The sequence below is a fragment of the Gemmatimonadales bacterium genome (assembly GCA_041390145.1).
In the GTDB taxonomy this organism is placed as follows: domain Bacteria; phylum Gemmatimonadota; class Gemmatimonadetes; order Gemmatimonadales; family GWC2-71-9; genus SPDF01.
The window spans coordinates 222071-238371 of record JAWKQM010000005.1 but is presented as its reverse complement, the minus strand read 5'-3'; the positions used below and the strand labels follow the sequence as shown (position 1 = coordinate 238371).

General features: G+C 67.0%; 13 protein-coding genes. 8 read left to right on the top strand and 5 right to left on the bottom strand.

Going from position 1 to position 16301, the window contains the following annotated elements; genetic code table 11:
* Positions 1 to 2 precede the first annotated feature (2 nt).
* A complete protein-coding gene (locus tag R2910_06040) occupies positions 3 to 2276 on the top strand; it encodes a protein kinase (GenBank protein MEZ4412526.1) in 2274 nt (757 codons plus the stop codon).
* 108 nt (positions 2277 to 2384) lie between these two features.
* On the opposite strand, the gene R2910_06035 is transcribed toward R2910_06040, so the two are convergent.
* The 4 genes from R2910_06035 to R2910_06020 all read right to left on the bottom strand — a co-directional run bounded on the left by R2910_06035 (position 2385) and on the right by R2910_06020 (position 6185).
* A complete protein-coding gene (locus R2910_06035; GenBank protein ID MEZ4412525.1) occupies positions 2385 to 3776 on the bottom strand; it encodes a hypothetical protein in 1392 nt (463 codons plus the stop codon).
* A 100-nt stretch (positions 3777 to 3876) separates the two neighbouring features.
* Positions 3877 to 4707, bottom strand: a complete 831-nt coding sequence (locus tag R2910_06030; protein MEZ4412524.1) for an amidohydrolase family protein — start codon at positions 4705 to 4707, stop codon at positions 3877 to 3879.
* On the bottom strand, positions 4704 to 5375 hold the full coding sequence (locus R2910_06025; GenBank protein MEZ4412523.1) for a hypothetical protein: 672 nt from the start codon (positions 5373 to 5375) through the stop codon (positions 4704 to 4706). Before R2910_06025 ends, R2910_06030 begins: the two co-directional genes overlap by 4 nt.
* 42 nt (positions 5376 to 5417) lie before the next feature.
* Positions 5418 to 6185, bottom strand: coding sequence for a GNAT family N-acetyltransferase (locus tag R2910_06020; protein ID MEZ4412522.1), 768 nt, complete (start codon positions 6183 to 6185; stop codon positions 5418 to 5420).
* 169 nt (positions 6186 to 6354) lie between these two features.
* Between R2910_06020 and R2910_06015 the strand changes: the two genes are divergently transcribed.
* From R2910_06015 to R2910_05985, 7 genes are all read left to right on the top strand, one after another.
* Positions 6355 to 7761, top strand: a complete 1407-nt coding sequence (locus R2910_06015) for an APC family permease (protein MEZ4412521.1) — start codon at positions 6355 to 6357, stop codon at positions 7759 to 7761.
* A 9-nt stretch (positions 7762 to 7770) separates the two neighbouring features.
* The gene (locus R2910_06010) at positions 7771 to 8628 is read left to right on the top strand and encodes an ABC transporter ATP-binding protein (protein MEZ4412520.1); all 858 of its coding nucleotides are present in this window, start codon (positions 7771 to 7773) and stop codon (positions 8626 to 8628) included.
* A gap of 4 nt (positions 8629 to 8632) precedes the next feature.
* Positions 8633 to 10204, top strand: coding sequence for a hypothetical protein (locus R2910_06005; protein ID MEZ4412519.1), 1572 nt, complete (start codon positions 8633 to 8635; stop codon positions 10202 to 10204).
* Positions 10205 to 10258: 54 nt separating this feature from the next.
* Positions 10259 to 12556, top strand: coding sequence for a TonB-dependent receptor (locus tag R2910_06000; protein ID MEZ4412518.1), 2298 nt, complete (start codon positions 10259 to 10261; stop codon positions 12554 to 12556).
* A gap of 157 nt (positions 12557 to 12713) precedes the next feature.
* The gene (locus R2910_05995; GenBank protein ID MEZ4412517.1) at positions 12714 to 12992 is read left to right on the top strand and encodes a hypothetical protein; all 279 of its coding nucleotides are present in this window, start codon (positions 12714 to 12716) and stop codon (positions 12990 to 12992) included.
* Positions 12993 to 12994: 2 nt separating this feature from the next.
* Entirely contained in the window at positions 12995 to 13198 is a 204-nt protein-coding gene (locus tag R2910_05990; GenBank protein MEZ4412516.1) for a hypothetical protein, read from the top strand.
* 1733 nt (positions 13199 to 14931) lie between these two features.
* On the top strand, positions 14932 to 15225 hold the full coding sequence (locus tag R2910_05985; protein ID MEZ4412515.1) for a hypothetical protein: 294 nt from the start codon (positions 14932 to 14934) through the stop codon (positions 15223 to 15225).
* A 55-nt stretch (positions 15226 to 15280) separates the two neighbouring features.
* Here the strand turns inward: R2910_05985 and R2910_05980 are convergent, their stop codons facing one another.
* Complete coding sequence (locus tag R2910_05980) at positions 15281 to 16252, bottom strand: D-glycerate dehydrogenase (protein MEZ4412514.1); 972 nt, start codon at positions 16250 to 16252, stop codon at positions 15281 to 15283.
* Positions 16253 to 16301: the final 49 nt, after the last annotated feature.

Sequence of the window (16301 nt, the reverse complement as noted above, 5' to 3'; positions counted from 1 at the left end):
AAGTGACCGACGCCTACGAGGCTGTCCGGGCGGACCTCGCCGACGTGTACCGGATCGAGGGCGAGCTTGGGCGTGGCGGCATGGCGGTCGTCTTCCGGGCCATCGACCTGCGGCATGACCGTACGGTGGCCATCAAGGTCATGCGGCCGGCCCTCAGTGCCATGCTCGGCCGGGACCGTTTTCTGCAGGAAATCAGGATGGCGGCCCGCCTGGCCCACCCCCGCATCGTGGCGGTCTTCGACTCCGGGGAGGCCGGCGGGCTTCTCTACTATGTGATGCCGTTTGTCGACGCCGAGACGTTGCGACAGCGGCTGGAGCAGCATCCCCGCCTCCCCGTCCGTGAGGCGGTCGGGATCGCCCGCGACGTCGCCCGGGCCCTCGCGTACGCACACCAGCATGGCGTGATCCACCGTGACATCAAGCCGGAAAACATCATGCTCCCCGGCGGTGAGGCAGTGGTCACCGACTTCGGCGTGGCGCTGGCGAATGGTGACGAGAATGCCGAGTCCATCAACGCCCGCCTCACGGAACCCGGTCTTGTGCTCGGCACGCCCACCTACATGAGCCCCGACCAGGCCTTTGGCGAGACCCGCGCCGCGGCGGACGTCTATTCGCTCGGCTGCGTGCTCTATGAGATGCTGGCGGGAAAGCCCCCGTACGATGGACCGACGCCGGTCGCCGTGCTGGCCCGCCACTCCACCGCCGCCATTCCCTCCCCCGACCGACCCGACGCCCCCGAAGGGGTCCTCGCCGTGCTGCGCCGCAGCCTGGCCAAGGGCCCCGCGGAGCGTCCCACCGCGCTGCAGTTCGAGGAGGGACTCCGACAGGCCATCGAGGAGCCGGGCGCGCTGCGGACCACGCCGGTGGAATTCGCCGTCCCCGCCACCGGTCGGACGATTGCCGTGCTGCCCTTTGCCGACCTGAGCCCGCAGCAGGACCACGGCTATCTCTGCGACGGCATCGCGGAAGAAATTCTCGATGCGCTCTCCAAGGTGCCTGCCCTGCGGGTGGCGTCCCGGACCTCTGCGTTTGCGGTGCGCGACCCGGGACTGGACGTCCGTGCCAAGGCGAGCCGGCTGGGGGTCGAGTCGGTTCTGGAGGGAAGCGTCCGGGTCGCCGGAGAGCGGATGCGAGTGGCGGTACAGCTGATCAACGGACTCGACGGGTTCCAGATCTGGTCGCAGCGGTTTGACGCGGGCATGGCGGAAGTGTTCGACATCGAGGATCGCATTGCGCGCGCCGTGGTCGAGGCCCTCGAAGTCAAGATGGCGGTGCCGCTCTCCACGATGGTGACACCGCTCACGGCCGATGTGGAGTCGCATCGCGAGTATCTCCTCGGCCGCCAGTCGCTCAATCGGCGTACCGGTGCCTCGATCGCGGAAAGCCTGGAGCGGTTCGCCGTATCCACGGTGCTCGATCCGCAATTCGCGCTCGCACACGCCGGCGTCGCCGAGGCCCGGGTGCTGCAGGCCGTCTATGGCGTGGAGGAACCGCGGATCGCGATGACGGCAGCACGGGAGGCAGCCGACCGTGCCCTGGCACTCTCGCCACACCTTGGCGCAGCGCTCGCTGCACGCGGCTCCGTCTACGCCATGTACGACTGGAACTGGGAGTCGGCGGAGCAGGACTTCGTGACCGCCATCGACCGGCAGCCGGGATACGCCACGGCGCGCCAGTGGTACGCCATGCACCTCCTCGCCCCGCTCGGCAGGGCGGCGGACGCTCGCGCCGAACTCGAGCGCGCCAAGGCCTCTGATCCCCTCTCTCCTGCGGTCGCCAGCAGCCTCGGACAGATCGCGCTGTTCAGCGGGCATCCGGAGGCAGCGATCCGGCAGCAGGAGGAGGCGCTGAAGCTGGAGCCAGCCTTCGGTCCCGGGTACCTCTTTTTGGGGCAGGCACAACTGGCGGCGGAGGACATTGCGGCAGCGGTCGCATCGTTTGACCGGGCCGCGGGTCTGACCGGCGGGAGCTCTGAAGTGCTCGCCTTCCAGGCCCACGCGATGGCGCGGTCAGGCAACGGCGCCGGCGCCGCACCGCTGGTGGAGGAGTTGGCGCGGCGGTCGCGGGAAGGGTACCTGTCGCCGGTGCTGACGGCCGTGGCGGAACTGGGAACGGGAAACACCGAGGGGGCGTTGACCGCGCTCGAGACGGCCGCCGAGATTCGCGCAACGGACCTGGTGTGGCTGAATGTCCGGCCGGTATTTGCCGCGCTGCGTGCAGCACCCCGGTTCGCCGCGATGGTCAGGCGGCTGGGACTGGAAGGTCGACCCGTGTGACTTGGTGTGCCTCCGACCGTTGCGCCGGCGCTCTGAAGGAGCCCTGAAACAAAAGGTGGCGGGAATATATTCCCGCCACCTTGTCAGACCAGGCATGTCGGCCCGGTACTAGAAGGCCAGCCACACGAAGAGAAAGAGCGTGTCGTTGCCTGACGCGTCCCGCCCCGAGCCATCGTAGTTGGTGCTGCCCCCGTTGAAGTTGCCATATCCCGTGTACTGCAATCCCAGCCGGGTGTTCTCCCACGGGTTGTAGTCGAACTCACCGATAAACCCGTCCGTCTTCGGACTGCCGTTCGCGCTGCCCTCCACCGGATCGGCGGGATAGAGCGCCGGGTCGGTCGACCCCGTCGTCGAGAAGTACCCCGCCGTGAGCCCGATCTTCTGGCTGGGATAGTAGGTCGCGTTGAGCTTGAAGGTCGAGAGATTGTTACTGGCGGTAGTGGCATCGCCGGACTCGACGTACGCGTCGAGGGTCTGGGCCTCGTGGATGTAGCTGCCCCGCGCAACCAGGTTGCCCTTCCCCAGCGGAGTCTCGAACTGGGCATCCACCCCGATGTCGGTATAGGCGTTGGTGGGGCCGCTCAGCACGTCCGGATACACGCTGGCGTACATCCCGAAGGTCCCGAGCATGAGGTACTTCTCGCCAAAGTCCTTCTGGAGGGCAAGCCGCCAGTAGGGTGCGACACCGCTGATCGCTCCGCTCGCCGCGTCGGGGGCCGCCTGCCCCTGAATCGCAGAGCGGTACACCGAGACTTCGGCGTAGAGCAGCTCGTTGACCATCGTGTAGGCGCCGAGACCGAGGGAGTTTTGGCTGAAGGCGCCGTCGATGACCGGTGCGGCCGCGGCTCCGGGAGCGGCATCGGAGCTGATGAATGGATAGCCCCACGCCGGCGTCGTGTTCCAGAGATCCTGTACGGTGGGGTTGTTGTTCAGGGTGACGCCGTACACGATCGGCATACCGCCGTTGGTGTGGTTGGCGTAGCGCACGTCCACGTTATCGAGACCGATCGAGCCGTCCGCGCCCGCATACGTGATCTGGGAAAAGAGCCCGACCTTGGAGGAGACCTGTCCGGCGAGGAAGAGGCCCAGCTCCTGCGGCATGGCGACGGCGTCGTTCTGTGTGTCAGGCAGCGGCTCATTGAGGTGAGTCACGCCTGCGGTGAGCATGGCCGACAAGAGCGAGGTGGGGCTGAGGTCGAGCTTGCCGCCGTTGGCACTGTCGCCCTCGTGGATGAGCGGGCGCGTGGTCATCACGTAGCCATTCAGCTTGAACTGTCGGCCGAACGGGGTCAGCGCCAGGAACTGGTAGTGGCAGGCGCTGCAGGCCAGACCTGTTTGCCGGGCGTAACTGGGCAGGGCCGTGGCAGCGGCGGGAGTCACCCCCGACGTCCGGCCGGCCACGTAGGCACGGGCCAGGTCGGTGAGCGGGTCGGCGGCGGCGGGGCTGGACAGGCCGGCGACCAGGACGAGTACGAGGATCCAATGTTGGGGACGGAACACAAGACCTCCTCTGCCGAGGTGAACGTGCTCCCTGTGGCGGAACAATTCAGACCTGCGTACCGGCAGACCGGCGTGGCGGCCCCGAGGCGGAGGCCGCTGCCTACCGCCGCCCCGTCTTCAGCAGGCTGTTGTCCGGATCGAGCCCGTAGAGCTCGATCGCATTGTCGGCCATCACCAACCGACGCTCCTTCTGCGGGATGGCGAGTTCCTTCATGAAGTCGAGGTAGGAGCCCATCGATGAAATCGGCCAGTCCGTCCCGTAGAGCAGCGCATCCGGCTCCACCCCGTAGCTGAGCATTTCCGAGACCTGCTTCCGCAGGAACACCTCGAACCGGTCCTCGAACTCTCCCAGGGTCAGCCCCGACATGTCAGTGTACACGTTCGCGTTCTTGTACACCACTTCCATGCAGTCCCGGATCCACGGGTTGCCGAGGTGGCAGATGAGGAAATTGACGGCGGGAAACTCCACCGCCACTTCGTCCACGTTGAGCGGGTGGGAGTACTTGAGCTTTCCCTTCGGCGAGTAGGTGTCGCCGCTGTGGATCATCACCGGGATCTTGTGCTCCGCCGCAAATTCGTAAGCCGGCGTCCACTTGGGGTCGAGCGGGTAGAACGGCTGGTAGCCAGGGTAGAGTTTGAGCCCCCGCACCTTGCCGGACTTCACGTACTCGCCGATTTCCGCCAGGTCGTCGGGCTGGAATTTCGTGTAGTCGAGCCCCGCAATGACCGTCAGGTACGGCTTGTCGCGGACGGCCTCGACCACGGTGCGCGTGGCGGGGCGCCCCGGGGTCACGGTATACGAGGTGAGCACCAGGGCCTGGTCGATGCGGTTGCGCCGCATCTCGAGTTCGAGCTTGTCGAGGCAGGCGTCCAGGGTCGGGGTATCGTGCACCTCATAGTTGTTGAGGTGAACGTGACAGTCGATGATCATCGTTTGTTGTTCCTGGTCCTGTCGAGAATGGATTCCGCCCAGGCCCGGCCACCGAGCCCGAACGCGAGGGCAAGCCCGAGGCAGAGGCCGCCGAACGCGAGCTGGAAGGCCGAGGCGAGCAGGCTGACGTCGATACCCAGTTGTTCGAGCGCCAGGATGCAGACGAAGCCGAGCAACGCCCCATAGACGAGAACGCCGAGACTGCTCGCCTCCTTGACGCCGACGTTGTTGAGATAGGCCTCGACCAGCCCCCGGACGAACCGGGCTCCCAACGATCCGAAGACCAGTACGATCATCCCGGCGACGACGTTGGGCACATAGCCCACCAGGCGCGCCATCAGGTCGTCACCCATCGTGAGGCCCAGGAGGTTGAACATCGCCAGCGAGAACATCAGCAGGATGCCCCAGTAGATGGTCCGACCGATCAGGGTCACCACCGTGAAGCGTACACCACCGCGCAACAGGAAATCGTCGAGCCCCGTGTGCTCCGCCGCCTCCTCGACACGGACCTTCCTGAGCACCCGGATGGTGACCCACTCCGCCCCGCGGGCGAGCAGCCAGCCCACGATCATGAGCAGGAGGGCGACCAGCAGCCGGGGCGTGAACGCCGCCACCTGGTACCAGGAATTCTGCAGTGAATCGAGGATCAGGACAAATTGGTCACGCATGAGAGCCTCCGGCGGGAACCCGGGCGAATGGGCGGGGCGCGATCAATGGTTGGGGGACTTCACGGGGGGCGGAAGGTCGCTGAGCTTGATCTCGCCAATGGACGTGCGGCCATCAAGGTCGTGAAGCATGCGTCGAAACGCGCCGTGCGCCATCGGCCGCGGCACGCGATAGATCCTCCGCCAGACGCTGTACAGGATCGTGCGGACCCGGGCGGCAGGCAGGCGCTGGCGCACCTCCGCGATCCCTTCGTAATAGAGCACGAGGGGAACGGGCCGGTCACTCGGCCGGAGTCGGGGCTGGAAGTAGGTGAAATCGAGGGCGAGCACGGTATCGCTGCGGACGAGTCGACGAAGCCAGGGGTTGTCGCGGCGGACCTCCCCGATCACGGCATCAAGCGTTTCACCGGTGATTTCCTTGGCGTCCTCCCGAAAGATGGAACGCAGCTTCCCGCGCAGCTTCGGTCCCACGCCGAATCCGCGAGCCGCCGGTGACACCGCAAGGTATCCGACCACACCGACGTTGACATTGCCGAGATAGGTCCCGCTCGCCACCCCGATGACGGCGCCCCTGTGTTCCGCAATCACGAGGTGCCAGCGGCTGTCGGACCAGAGCCCCGCCGCCCGCTCCCGCAACGACGCGCGCCACTCGCTCCGCCCAACCAGTTCGTATGGCGGAAAGGTCTGGCGGATGAGGGCGTGCACCTTGGGGAGCGCCCGATCACCCGGATCGACGACCTCGCGATAGGTCGGGGAGGCCGGGGGCTGCGGGGCCCTGAGGTCGCGACCTCGGGTCGTTCGCGCGGCGGACATGCATTCCCTTCACTGGAGTGCGACGTGTTCGGCGGTCGAGTCAACGTTGTAACCTACTGCGGTGACAAGACTTCGGCAAACATCCGTGGTGGTGCTGGCGGGGCTGCCGGGGAAGCACTAGGTTGCGGAGTCCGCTCCGTCCCCCCAACCATATCCCCGTGGAGCACTGATGTCCGAGCCTTCCGGACTGCGTCGCGTCCTGCGCCTGCGCGACCTGGTGCTCTTCTATGTAGTGGCCGTGGTGGGTATGCGGTGGGTGGCCGTGGCTGCGGCGGCGGGCCCGAGCGCCCTGGTGGTGTGGATCATCGCCGCCGTGGCCCTGTTCATCCCGCTGGCGTTCACGGTCCTTGAACTCTCGTCGCGGTATCCGGACGAAGGCGGCATCTACGTCTGGACCAAGCAGGCGTTCGGCGAATTCACGGGGTTCATGACGGGATGGACCTACTGGGGTGCCAACCTCACCTATCTCCCGGGCCTGCTCTACTTCACGGCCAGCTCGGCGCTCTACCTCTTCGGCGCCCGGTTCCAGCACCTGCAGGAGAGCCCCTCGTACTTCATCGCCGTGGCGCTCGGCGGGCTCACCCTCGCGACGGTGCTGAACATCGTCGGGCTCCAGGTGGGCAAGTGGCTGAACAACATCGGCGCCATCGCGAGCTGGCTCGCCCTGACCATCCTGATCGTCATGGGGCTGATTGTCGGCCTGAAATACGGTTCCGCCACGCCGATCACACCCGCGAGCCTCCTGCCCGGCACCGGCCTCAAGGACCTGATCTTCTGGGCCACGATCGCGTTCGGATTGAGCGGCCTCGAGGCCGGTTCGTTCATGGGTGAGGAAATCGAGAATCCTCGTCGGACCATCCCGCGAGCAATCGCCATCGCCGGCGTCGTCATCGCGGCCCTGTACATCCTCGGCACACTGGCGATCCTGGTCGCGGTGCCCCGCGCCGAGGTCACCGGCCTCTCGGGCATCATGGACGCCATCACCGCCACCGGCGCCCGGCTCGGGGTGACGGGCCTCGCACCCCTCGCCGCCTTCCTGATCGTCGTGAGCACGCTGGGCGGGGTCAGCGCCTGGCTCGCGGCGCCGGCCCGATTGCCGTTCGTGGCCGGCATCGACAACTACCTCCCCCGCGCTTTCGGGAAGGTGCACCCGCGTTTCGGGACGCCGTACGTGGCGCTCCTGCTCCAGGCCGGCGTCGCTCTCATCTGCGCCATCCTCGGCCAGGCGGGAGAAACCCCCAAGAAGGCGTACGAGATTCTCGTCAGCCTCGGCATCGTCGCCTTCTTCCTCCCCTACCTCACGATGTTCGCCGCGATGATTCGGCTGCAACAGGAGCCCGCCGGTCCGGACGTCATGCGCGTACCCGGCGGCAAGCCGGTCGCCATACTCTGCGGCGTGATGGGATTGGCCACATCGCTGATTTCCATTGTCCTGGCGGCCATTCCACCCGAAGGCGAAGCGCATCCGGGCCGGTATGTGGGCAAGGTGGTGGGATTGAGCCTGTTGCTGGTGGTGGCGGGCGCCGGCACGTATGCCGTCGGGAGCGCCAAGAAGGCGCGGGCGGAACTCCGTTAGGTTTCCGACATGCTCACACTCACCCACGTCACCAAGCGCTTCTCCGGCGGTGTCACCGCCGTCAACGACGTTTCCCTGGAACTCAAGGCCGGCGTGGTCGGCCTGCTCGGTCCGAACGGCGCAGGGAAGACGACGCTGATGCAGATGGTCGCCACCATCACTCGACCGACCGACGGCCAGATCAGCTTTCAGGGCGTGGACATCCTGAAGCAGCCGGAGACGCTCCGCCGACAGCTGGGCTACCTGCCCCAGGATTTCGGCGTCTATGACAACCTCACCGCCTTCGAGTTCCTGAGTTACTTCGCGGGGCTCAAGGGGGTGCATTCCCGGAGCCGCGTCGACGAGCTGCTGGAGACGGTGAATTTGCATTCGGTGGCCCACCGCCCCGCCGCCACCTTTTCCGGCGGCATGCGCCAGCGGCTTGGCATCGCCCAGGCGCTGCTCAACGATCCTGCCCTCCTGATTGTGGATGAACCGACCGCCGGCCTTGACCCCGAGGAACGGGTGCGGTTCAGACACCTCCTCACCGACCTCGGCCAGGGAAAGCTCGTGCTCCTCTCCACGCACATCGTCTCCGACGTGGAGTCGCTTGCCGACACGATTGCGGTGATGCGGGAGGGACGGCTGGTCACCTGCGCCGCCCCCGAAACGCTGCTGCAGTCGGCGCGCGGTCGGGTCTGGGAGGCGGTCGTCCCCTCCGCCGAGTACGAACAGGTGAAAGGGCGGCTGAAGGTGACGCGCGCGGTCCGGCAGACGGACGGCGTTCACGCGCGCGTGGTGGCCGACGCGCAGCCCTTTTCGACGGCCCGCACGGTGGAGCCTGACCTCGAGGACGCATTCGTCCACCTGATGCAGGCGGGGGCGTAGACAGGTGTCGCCGGCACGAGGCCAGATCGGCTCGATCGTCCTCACCGACCTGAAGCTCCGGCTCCGGCGTCCCGCGACGCTCTGGCTGGTGCTCGCACTCTCCGGGATGGCATACATGCTCATCCCGGATCCTGCCTCCGGCCGGGCGCTGATGGTGGTCAACGGCGCACGGGCGCTGTACACCTCCCAGGTCATCGCGACCACGACGGCCGCGCTCGCCGGGTTCCTGCTCACCTTCGTGGGCTTCTACCTGACGAGCAATGCCCTTCGACGCGACCTGCTGGCCAGGACCGGCGGGATCATCGCGGCCACGCCAGTCACTTCCACTCGCTTCCTCGTGGGCAAGTGGCTGGGCGCCGCCTCGTACCTCGGCATGGTGGGTCTCTTCTACCTGCTGAACGTGATGGCGATGCACCTGCTCCGCGGCGAGGGGCCACTCGAGCCGATCACCTATCTCCTCACCTACCTGGTCATCCTCGGCCCGGCGGTGCTCATCGTCGCGGCGCTGGCCCTCTGTTTCGAATGCGTCCCGCTCCTCGCCGGCCGCTTCGGCGACGTCGCGTACTTCCTCCTCTGGACCGTCCTGCTGGCTCTGGGAGCCATGGGTGTGGACGCCGGCAGCGGGCAGCTGCTCGACGTGCTGGGTATCGGGTTCGTCCTCCGTCAGGTCAACGCCGCCACAGGCGCCAACAGCATTGCCATCGGCATGACCCCGTTCGATCCAAGCCTCAATCCCTGGCTGCTGCCGACCCTGTCCCATTCTCCCGGACTGCTTCTGCCCCGGCTCGTGACGGCATTGCTCGCGTTCCCCGTACTGCTGGTGGCCCGGCTCTTCTTTCACCGATTCGACCCGGCCAAGGTGCGTGGACGTGACCAAGGGTCGGGCGGACGCTGGATCCCCCGGCTCTCGCAGGCGCTCAAGCCGCTGACGCGCCCGGTCTCCGCACTCGGCGCCTTCCTCGTGGCCGCCGCGCCGCCCACCCTCCGGCCGGTCCTCGCCGAGGCGGTCATGACGCTCGGCCAATCACCGTTGGTCGCGGTGGCATGGATCGGCGTGCTGGCGGGCACCATCTTCGGGAGCGAGACCACCGTGCACCATGCCGTGCCGCTGGCGGTCGCGATCATCCTTGCCGTGGCGCTGGCGGACCTCTCCACGCGCGACCGGGCGGCAGGCACGCTCGGGATGGTCTACAGCATGCCGCGGATGCGATCGGCCTACGCCTGGATCAAGATGGGGAGCGCGTCGCTCCTGGCGCTGCTGTTCTGCCTGCCGCCGGCGCTTCGGATTGCGCTCAGTGCTCCAGGTGCCGCGCTCTCCCTTCTCATTGCCGCCGGATTCATGGCGTCCCTCGCGACGGCGCTCGGGTTCCTGTCCCGCACGCCGAAGGCGTTCATGGGCGTGTTCCTCCTTTTCCTCTACCTGGTGCTCAACGGCGCGCAGGCACCGGGCCTCGACTTCGCGGGGTGGAACGGCGTGGCGACCGACGCGACACGGATCGGCTACCTGGTCGCGACGCTGCTGCTGGTTGGCTTGGCGGCGGCCAAGCATCGCGCGGACCTGCGCCGTGAGCGGTAGCCGGGCACCGCGGCTTCGGCGGAACCACCCTCCTTCCCGCGGGGTATGGTCACGATGAATCGTTGCTTCCTCGCCCTGTTCCTCGCCCTTCTCCCAGGCCTCCTTGCCGCCCAGCAGGCACCCCGCGCCCCCACCGGGTCGATCGTGGGGCGCGTGGTCAGCACCGAGAACGGCGCCGGCATCGAGGGCGCCCGGGTGGAGGTGCTTGGCACCGGACGAGCAGGGATGTCCACGAACCTCGGGCGATACCTGCTCGACAGCGTTCCCGTCGGGGCCTGGCGGGTGCGGGCGACCGCCATCGGCTTTGAACCGGTCGTGCTGGCCGATATCCTGGTCGGCAGCGGGAAGCCCCTTGAGCTCGAGCTTCGGCTCATGCCCCGCATCGTGGAGGTGACGGAAATCGTCGTGGACGCCCCCGACTTCCAGCCCGATATCGAATCGGCCACCAGCAGCGGCAGCCTGAGCGCCGAGGACGTGCGTCGGGCGCCGGGAGCGCAGGAGGATGTGGTGCGGGCGGTGGCGCTCTTCCCGGGTGTTGCGGTCACGACCGGCGGACGGAACGATCTGGCCGTGCGTGGCGGCGCCCCGTACGAGAATCTCTTTCTCGTCGACGGGCTCGAGGTCCCCAACATCAATCACTTCGGGAACCAGGGTTCCACCGGCGGGCCGCTCACGATTCTCAACATCGACTTCATCCGCGAGGCAAGCTTCTCCGCAGGCGGCTTTGGGGTCCAGTACGGCGACCGCACGGCATCCCTGGAGAGTTTCTCCTTGCGTGAAGGCAACAGCGAGCGGCTGGCCGGCGAGGTGAACCTCTCGGCCACCGGCTTCGGCATCATCGGCGAAGGGCCGATGGGAAAGAACGGCACCTTCCTGGCCAGCGTGCGGCGAAGCTACCTCGACCTGGTGTTTCGCGCCGCGGACTTCTCCTTCATTCCCGAGTACTGGGACGCGCAAGTCAAGCTGACTCAGCGGTTCGGGGCCCGCAGTTCACTGTCGCTGATTGCCGTGGGGGCGCTGGACAATATCATTCTGGACGACTCGACTGCCGACGACCGGCTCGACAACAGCCGCATCGCTGCACCGGATCAGAAGAGCTACTTCACCGGCCTGACCTGGAACTACTCGCTGCCAAAGGGCCTCCTGACGGCCACGCTCGGCCGCACCTGGACCCGGTTCTCGACCAGCCAGTACGACACTCTCCTGGCACCGGTGTACCTCAACCGGTCGGAAGAGGGCGACAATAGTCTGAAGACCGAACTGGCCTGGCAGTTCACGCCGCGACTGCAGGTCACCTTCGGCAACACGCTGCGTATCGCCGATCAACTCGACTACGAGCTGCTCCTCGCCGGCGAGTACCGGACCGACAGCCTCAACCAGCCGCAGCCGCTCGCCGTCGATACCGCCTTCACCGCGCTCCGGAACGCCACCTACGCACAAGCATCACTGTTCATGGGGAATGTCCGGCTGACCGCCGGGCTCCGCGGGGACTGGTACGAGTTCATCGACGCGTTCCGGGTGGCGCCGCGGCTTGGAGCCAACATCCCGATTGGTTCCTCCGGCTCCCTCAACCTGAGCCTCGGGCAGTACTACCAGGCGCCACCGTTCATCTGGCTGGTCGGCGATCCGGGCAACATCGACCGGCTGAAGCCGATCCGGGCCACGACGGGCATTGTCGGCTACGAGCGACTCTTCCGCCCCGACCTCCGGGGCCAGGTGGAGGTGTACTACAAGCGCTACACGGACTACGCGGCGCGGCTCTACCGGCCGGAGGCGGTGCTCCAGCCGGCCGGATTCGACGACGTGACCTCGGACATTCCCTCCGGGCTCGAGCCGCTGAGCAGCATCGGCACCGGGCGGAGCTATGGGGTCGAGCTGCAACTACAGAAGAAGTTCAGCGCGGTGCCGCTGTACGGGCTCGTATCGCTGACGGCCAACCGATCCGAGTTTGCCGGGGTGGACAGCGTGTACTACACGGGGGGATTCGAGACCCGGTTCATCGGCAACTTCCTGGCGGGGTGGCGGTTCAACCCGAAGTGGGAGGTGAGCGGCAAGTACCGGGTGGCCACGGGGCTGCCGTACACCCCCTTCGCCGCCAGCGGTCCGCTGGAGGGAGAGCGGGACTTCACCTACTACAACGAGTCACGGCTGCCCACCTTCAGCGCCGTCGACATCCGCGTCGACCGGCGCTGGTCCTTCCAGTCGGTGCAGCTCGATGTCTATATCGACATCCAGAACCTCTTCGGTCGGGCCAACGTGACCGGCACCTACTGGAATGCACGGACGCAACAGGAAGAGTTCAACGAGGCGCTGGGTGTGCTGCCGACACTCGGGGTGAATGTGGAATTCTAGGTTTCCCGAGGCTCAGTTCCCCACCGGGAGAGGCCCCGGCTTATATTTGAGTCGTACGTTCCCGCTGCCCACCCGGGCCCGAGTCAAGACCAGGGTGGGCGCGGGAAGAGCCGAGCCCCTCCGGGCTCACCTGACCCAGACCCAAGGAAAGAGTCCGATGACCTCCCTGAGCAGAAACGCCGCCGTCAGTGCACTCGTCCTCGTCCTCGCCGCCTGCGGTGGCGAAAAGAAGGAAGAAGCAGCTCCCGCTGCCGCTCCCCCGGCCGCAGCGGCCGCCCCCGCGGCCGTGGCGCAGGGCCAGTTTGCCGTATGCCAGACCTGCCACCAGGCGGATGGCATGGGCGTACCGCCTTCCCCGCTCGCCGGCTCCGAGATCGCCAATGGCCCCGCCGGTGCCGATCGCGATCCGTCCTGCACGGCCTGCAGGGTCCCCTGACCGTGCACGGCACCACGTACAACGGCCAGATGGCGGCGTGGGGCCAGTTCAGCGACGACGACATCGCCACCACGCTGACCTATGTCCGCTCGTCGTGGGGCAATGCGGCGCCGCCGGTGACGGCGGAAGAAGTCGAAAGCGGTCGGAAAGCGACCGCGAGCCGCACCACCCCTGGACCTGGGAAGAGCTGCAGGCCGCCAAGCTGAAGTGAGTACGGTCGCCAGGTACGGATTGGGGGAGGTCCCGTCGGGGCCTCCCCCTCGGTCTTCGTGGCCAAGCACCCTACTCCCGGCCCCGCGGCAGACGACTCCATCAACGGCGGCAGAATCGGCCTTCCGTCGCTCGGTGACCAGCGTGCGGTGTCGCCCCCTCCGGCGTCGGCGCAGCGGCCCGCCACCTGTGGCGGGGCCGTTTTTTGCGTCTGGACCAAGGGTTGACGAACGCCCCCTCGGCGCGAAACGTTGGTCGATACCCCGTCCGGTCCCCCCGACCGGCGCCGTCTCATCGACCCGCCCCAGAAGGAAGATCATGACGCGGCTCCCCCTGCTCTGCCGCGGCGCCCTCGCGTTGCTGCTCGCGCTGCCCCATGCCACCACCCTGGCCGCCCAGAATGCCCGCGGGAGCGCCACAGCCCGACTACCGCGCGCGGCCCGACCACCCCGAGCAGTACATCACCGTGGCTGACGTGGCCCCTGCCCGGAATATGTACCCGGTGGTCCCGCACCCCGAAACAGGATGGGAGGCGCGCCAGAAGCTGGCCGCATATGTTACCTGCAGCAGGCGCCCAACATCCTCATCGCTACAAATGGACGACATGTCGATGCGCTGGATCCCGGATTCAACAGCGGCGGGGTCGCCGTGGGAACGCAACCCCGGTGATGGGAAGTGGCTGGCCAGCAGACTTTGCTCCTGACCTCCGCCACCTCCTCGACGCCCTCCTGCGCCGACCCGTGCCCCGATCCACCTTAAGCCAGAACCCGCTGCACCACGAAGCAACGACACCGATGTACGGCGAACCCGGCGGGCTGGACAGCGCGGTCACTTTCCCCGGCGTCCTGAAAAAGCTCGGCTATGACCCGGGCGTCGGGAAGTGGCGTGGGGAAAATCGCGGCTCTCTCCCAGAACGTGAAATTTGACGACTACAGGGATTCCTCGGCGTCTCCGACATGTACACCGAATGGCAGGACAGGTACTTCAACCCCGAGGTGGCGCTTAGCCGTTTCGCCAGTACGCCATGCTGATGGACGACAAGTTCAATCCACGGGAGGTGCAGTGCGACAGCCGACCGGACCACGTGCGAGAACGGCCGGGAGATTGACCTGACCTACATCAGGCCCTCACATCCGTCGCTGGATGGAATACAGCGTCGACTTCACATCAACCGGATGAAGGGCGGCCCCAACGGTCTTCTCACCATGCGACCCGCGGCTGTCCTTCGACAACTACCCCTCGGAGGAGTGGGCCGGGGCGGTCGATAACCCGCACGTCGTTCAGCGATTGCATCGTGGAAATGGACCGCATCCTCGGTCGGCTCGCTGGCCGCTCTGGAGGCGTCTGGGGAGCTGGAGAACACCCTCATCGTTCTCACCTCTCCGACAACGGGCCAGAGTGCGAGATTCCGCCCCATGGCCGGACACCGTTCCGGGGCTGCAAGGGCCGAGCTGGGAAGGCCCAGGGTGCGGGTGCCGACGTTTTGCCTATTGGAAGGGATGATCCAGCCACGCCGTTCGGACGGGCCCATTCGACCGCAACCCGGACATCTTCCATGCCGCCATCTCCCTTGCTGGGAAGCCGGGGGCCGAGGTTGGCCAGTACGTGTCCTCCTCGGAAGCCTACATCGACGGCGTAGACCAATCCTCGTTCCTGGTGGCCGACCACGGCCTGTCGGCGCGCGCCGCAGCCGGATCTACACCTGAACCAGTATTTCGCATCCGTCCGCGTGGACGAGTACAAGTACACATTCACCACGGAGATCCAGAACGCGATCGTGCAGAAGGGCAACGTCGGGGGTTCACAGGGGCCATCACGGAAGCAGGCCGACGGCGCAGTCATGACAACCTGTACCAATCCGCAGGAGGATGTCTCGATCGGCATCCGGCATATCCCGACCGATGATGCCGCTGGGCGCGGTGGTGCGCGGCTACATGAAGATCCTGCTGTCGTACCCGCCCCAGTTCAGACCTTCTTCGCGTCGAACAAATCCCCCCGCGTACGACGTGATCCCGGCGATTAAGGCCGCCGTGGAGACGCAGTCCGGGAAAAGTTTGAGGAGCGAAAGTGAGGGACACCTAGGCCACCCGATCCGGCAGCTCCCGGCCCTCGCTCCAGGCCACGAGGTTCTCGAACGCCCGCATCCCCATCGCGGTGCGCGACTCCACCGTCGCGCTGCCGAGGTGGGGCAGGAGCACGACATTCTGGAGTGACAGCAACGCGGGGTTCACCTGCGGCTCTTCCGCGTACACATCGAGTCCCGCCCCCGCGATCGTCCCGTCCCGCAACGCCTCCGCCAGCGCGGCTTCGTCCACGACGTCACCGCGTGCGCTATTGATAAGAATGCCGTGCGGCGGCATCAGCCGGAGACGGCGCGCATCGACGAGGTTGCGTGTCTCATCGTTCGACGGCACGTGCAGCGACACGATGTCCGATTCGGCGAAGAGCCGGTCGATGTCCATTGGTACGGCATCGAGGGCCGCCGCCTCCCCCGCTGGGAGCGGCGTCCGACTGGCATAGTGGAGTCGCATCCCGAAGCCGTGCACTGCCCGCCGGGCCACCGCCCTCCCAATCCGCCCCATGCCCACGATGCCGAGGGCCTTGCCGGAAAGCCGGCGCCCGAGATGGTGGGTCGGATACCACCCCCGCCATGCCCCGGCCCGCAGTTCCCGCTCCCCTTCCCCGAGCCGTCGGATCGCCATCAGCATCAGCGCGATGGCCAGGTCGGCCGTATCGTCCGTTAACACGCCCGGGGTATTGGTGACCGCAATCTGGCGCCGGCGCGCCGTGGCCAGGTCGATGTGCTCGAACCCGACCCCGAAGTTCGCCAGCAGCTGCGTGCGCCGCGGCTCCACGTTCAGGACCGCCGCATCAAGGCGATCCGACACGGCACAGAGCACCGCGTCGGACACGCGGAGCGCCTCCCGGAGCCCGTCGGCGTCGAGCCGCGTGTCGTCGGCGTTGAGCCGGGCGTCGAACCGCTCCAGCAGCGCGCGCTCGACCGGCGCCGGCAGGCGGCGGGTCACGGTCACGATCGGACGGTCTTCCATCGTCACGACAGGCTCCTTGGCCGCGGTGCCCCGCGGCCCCATACTAGTG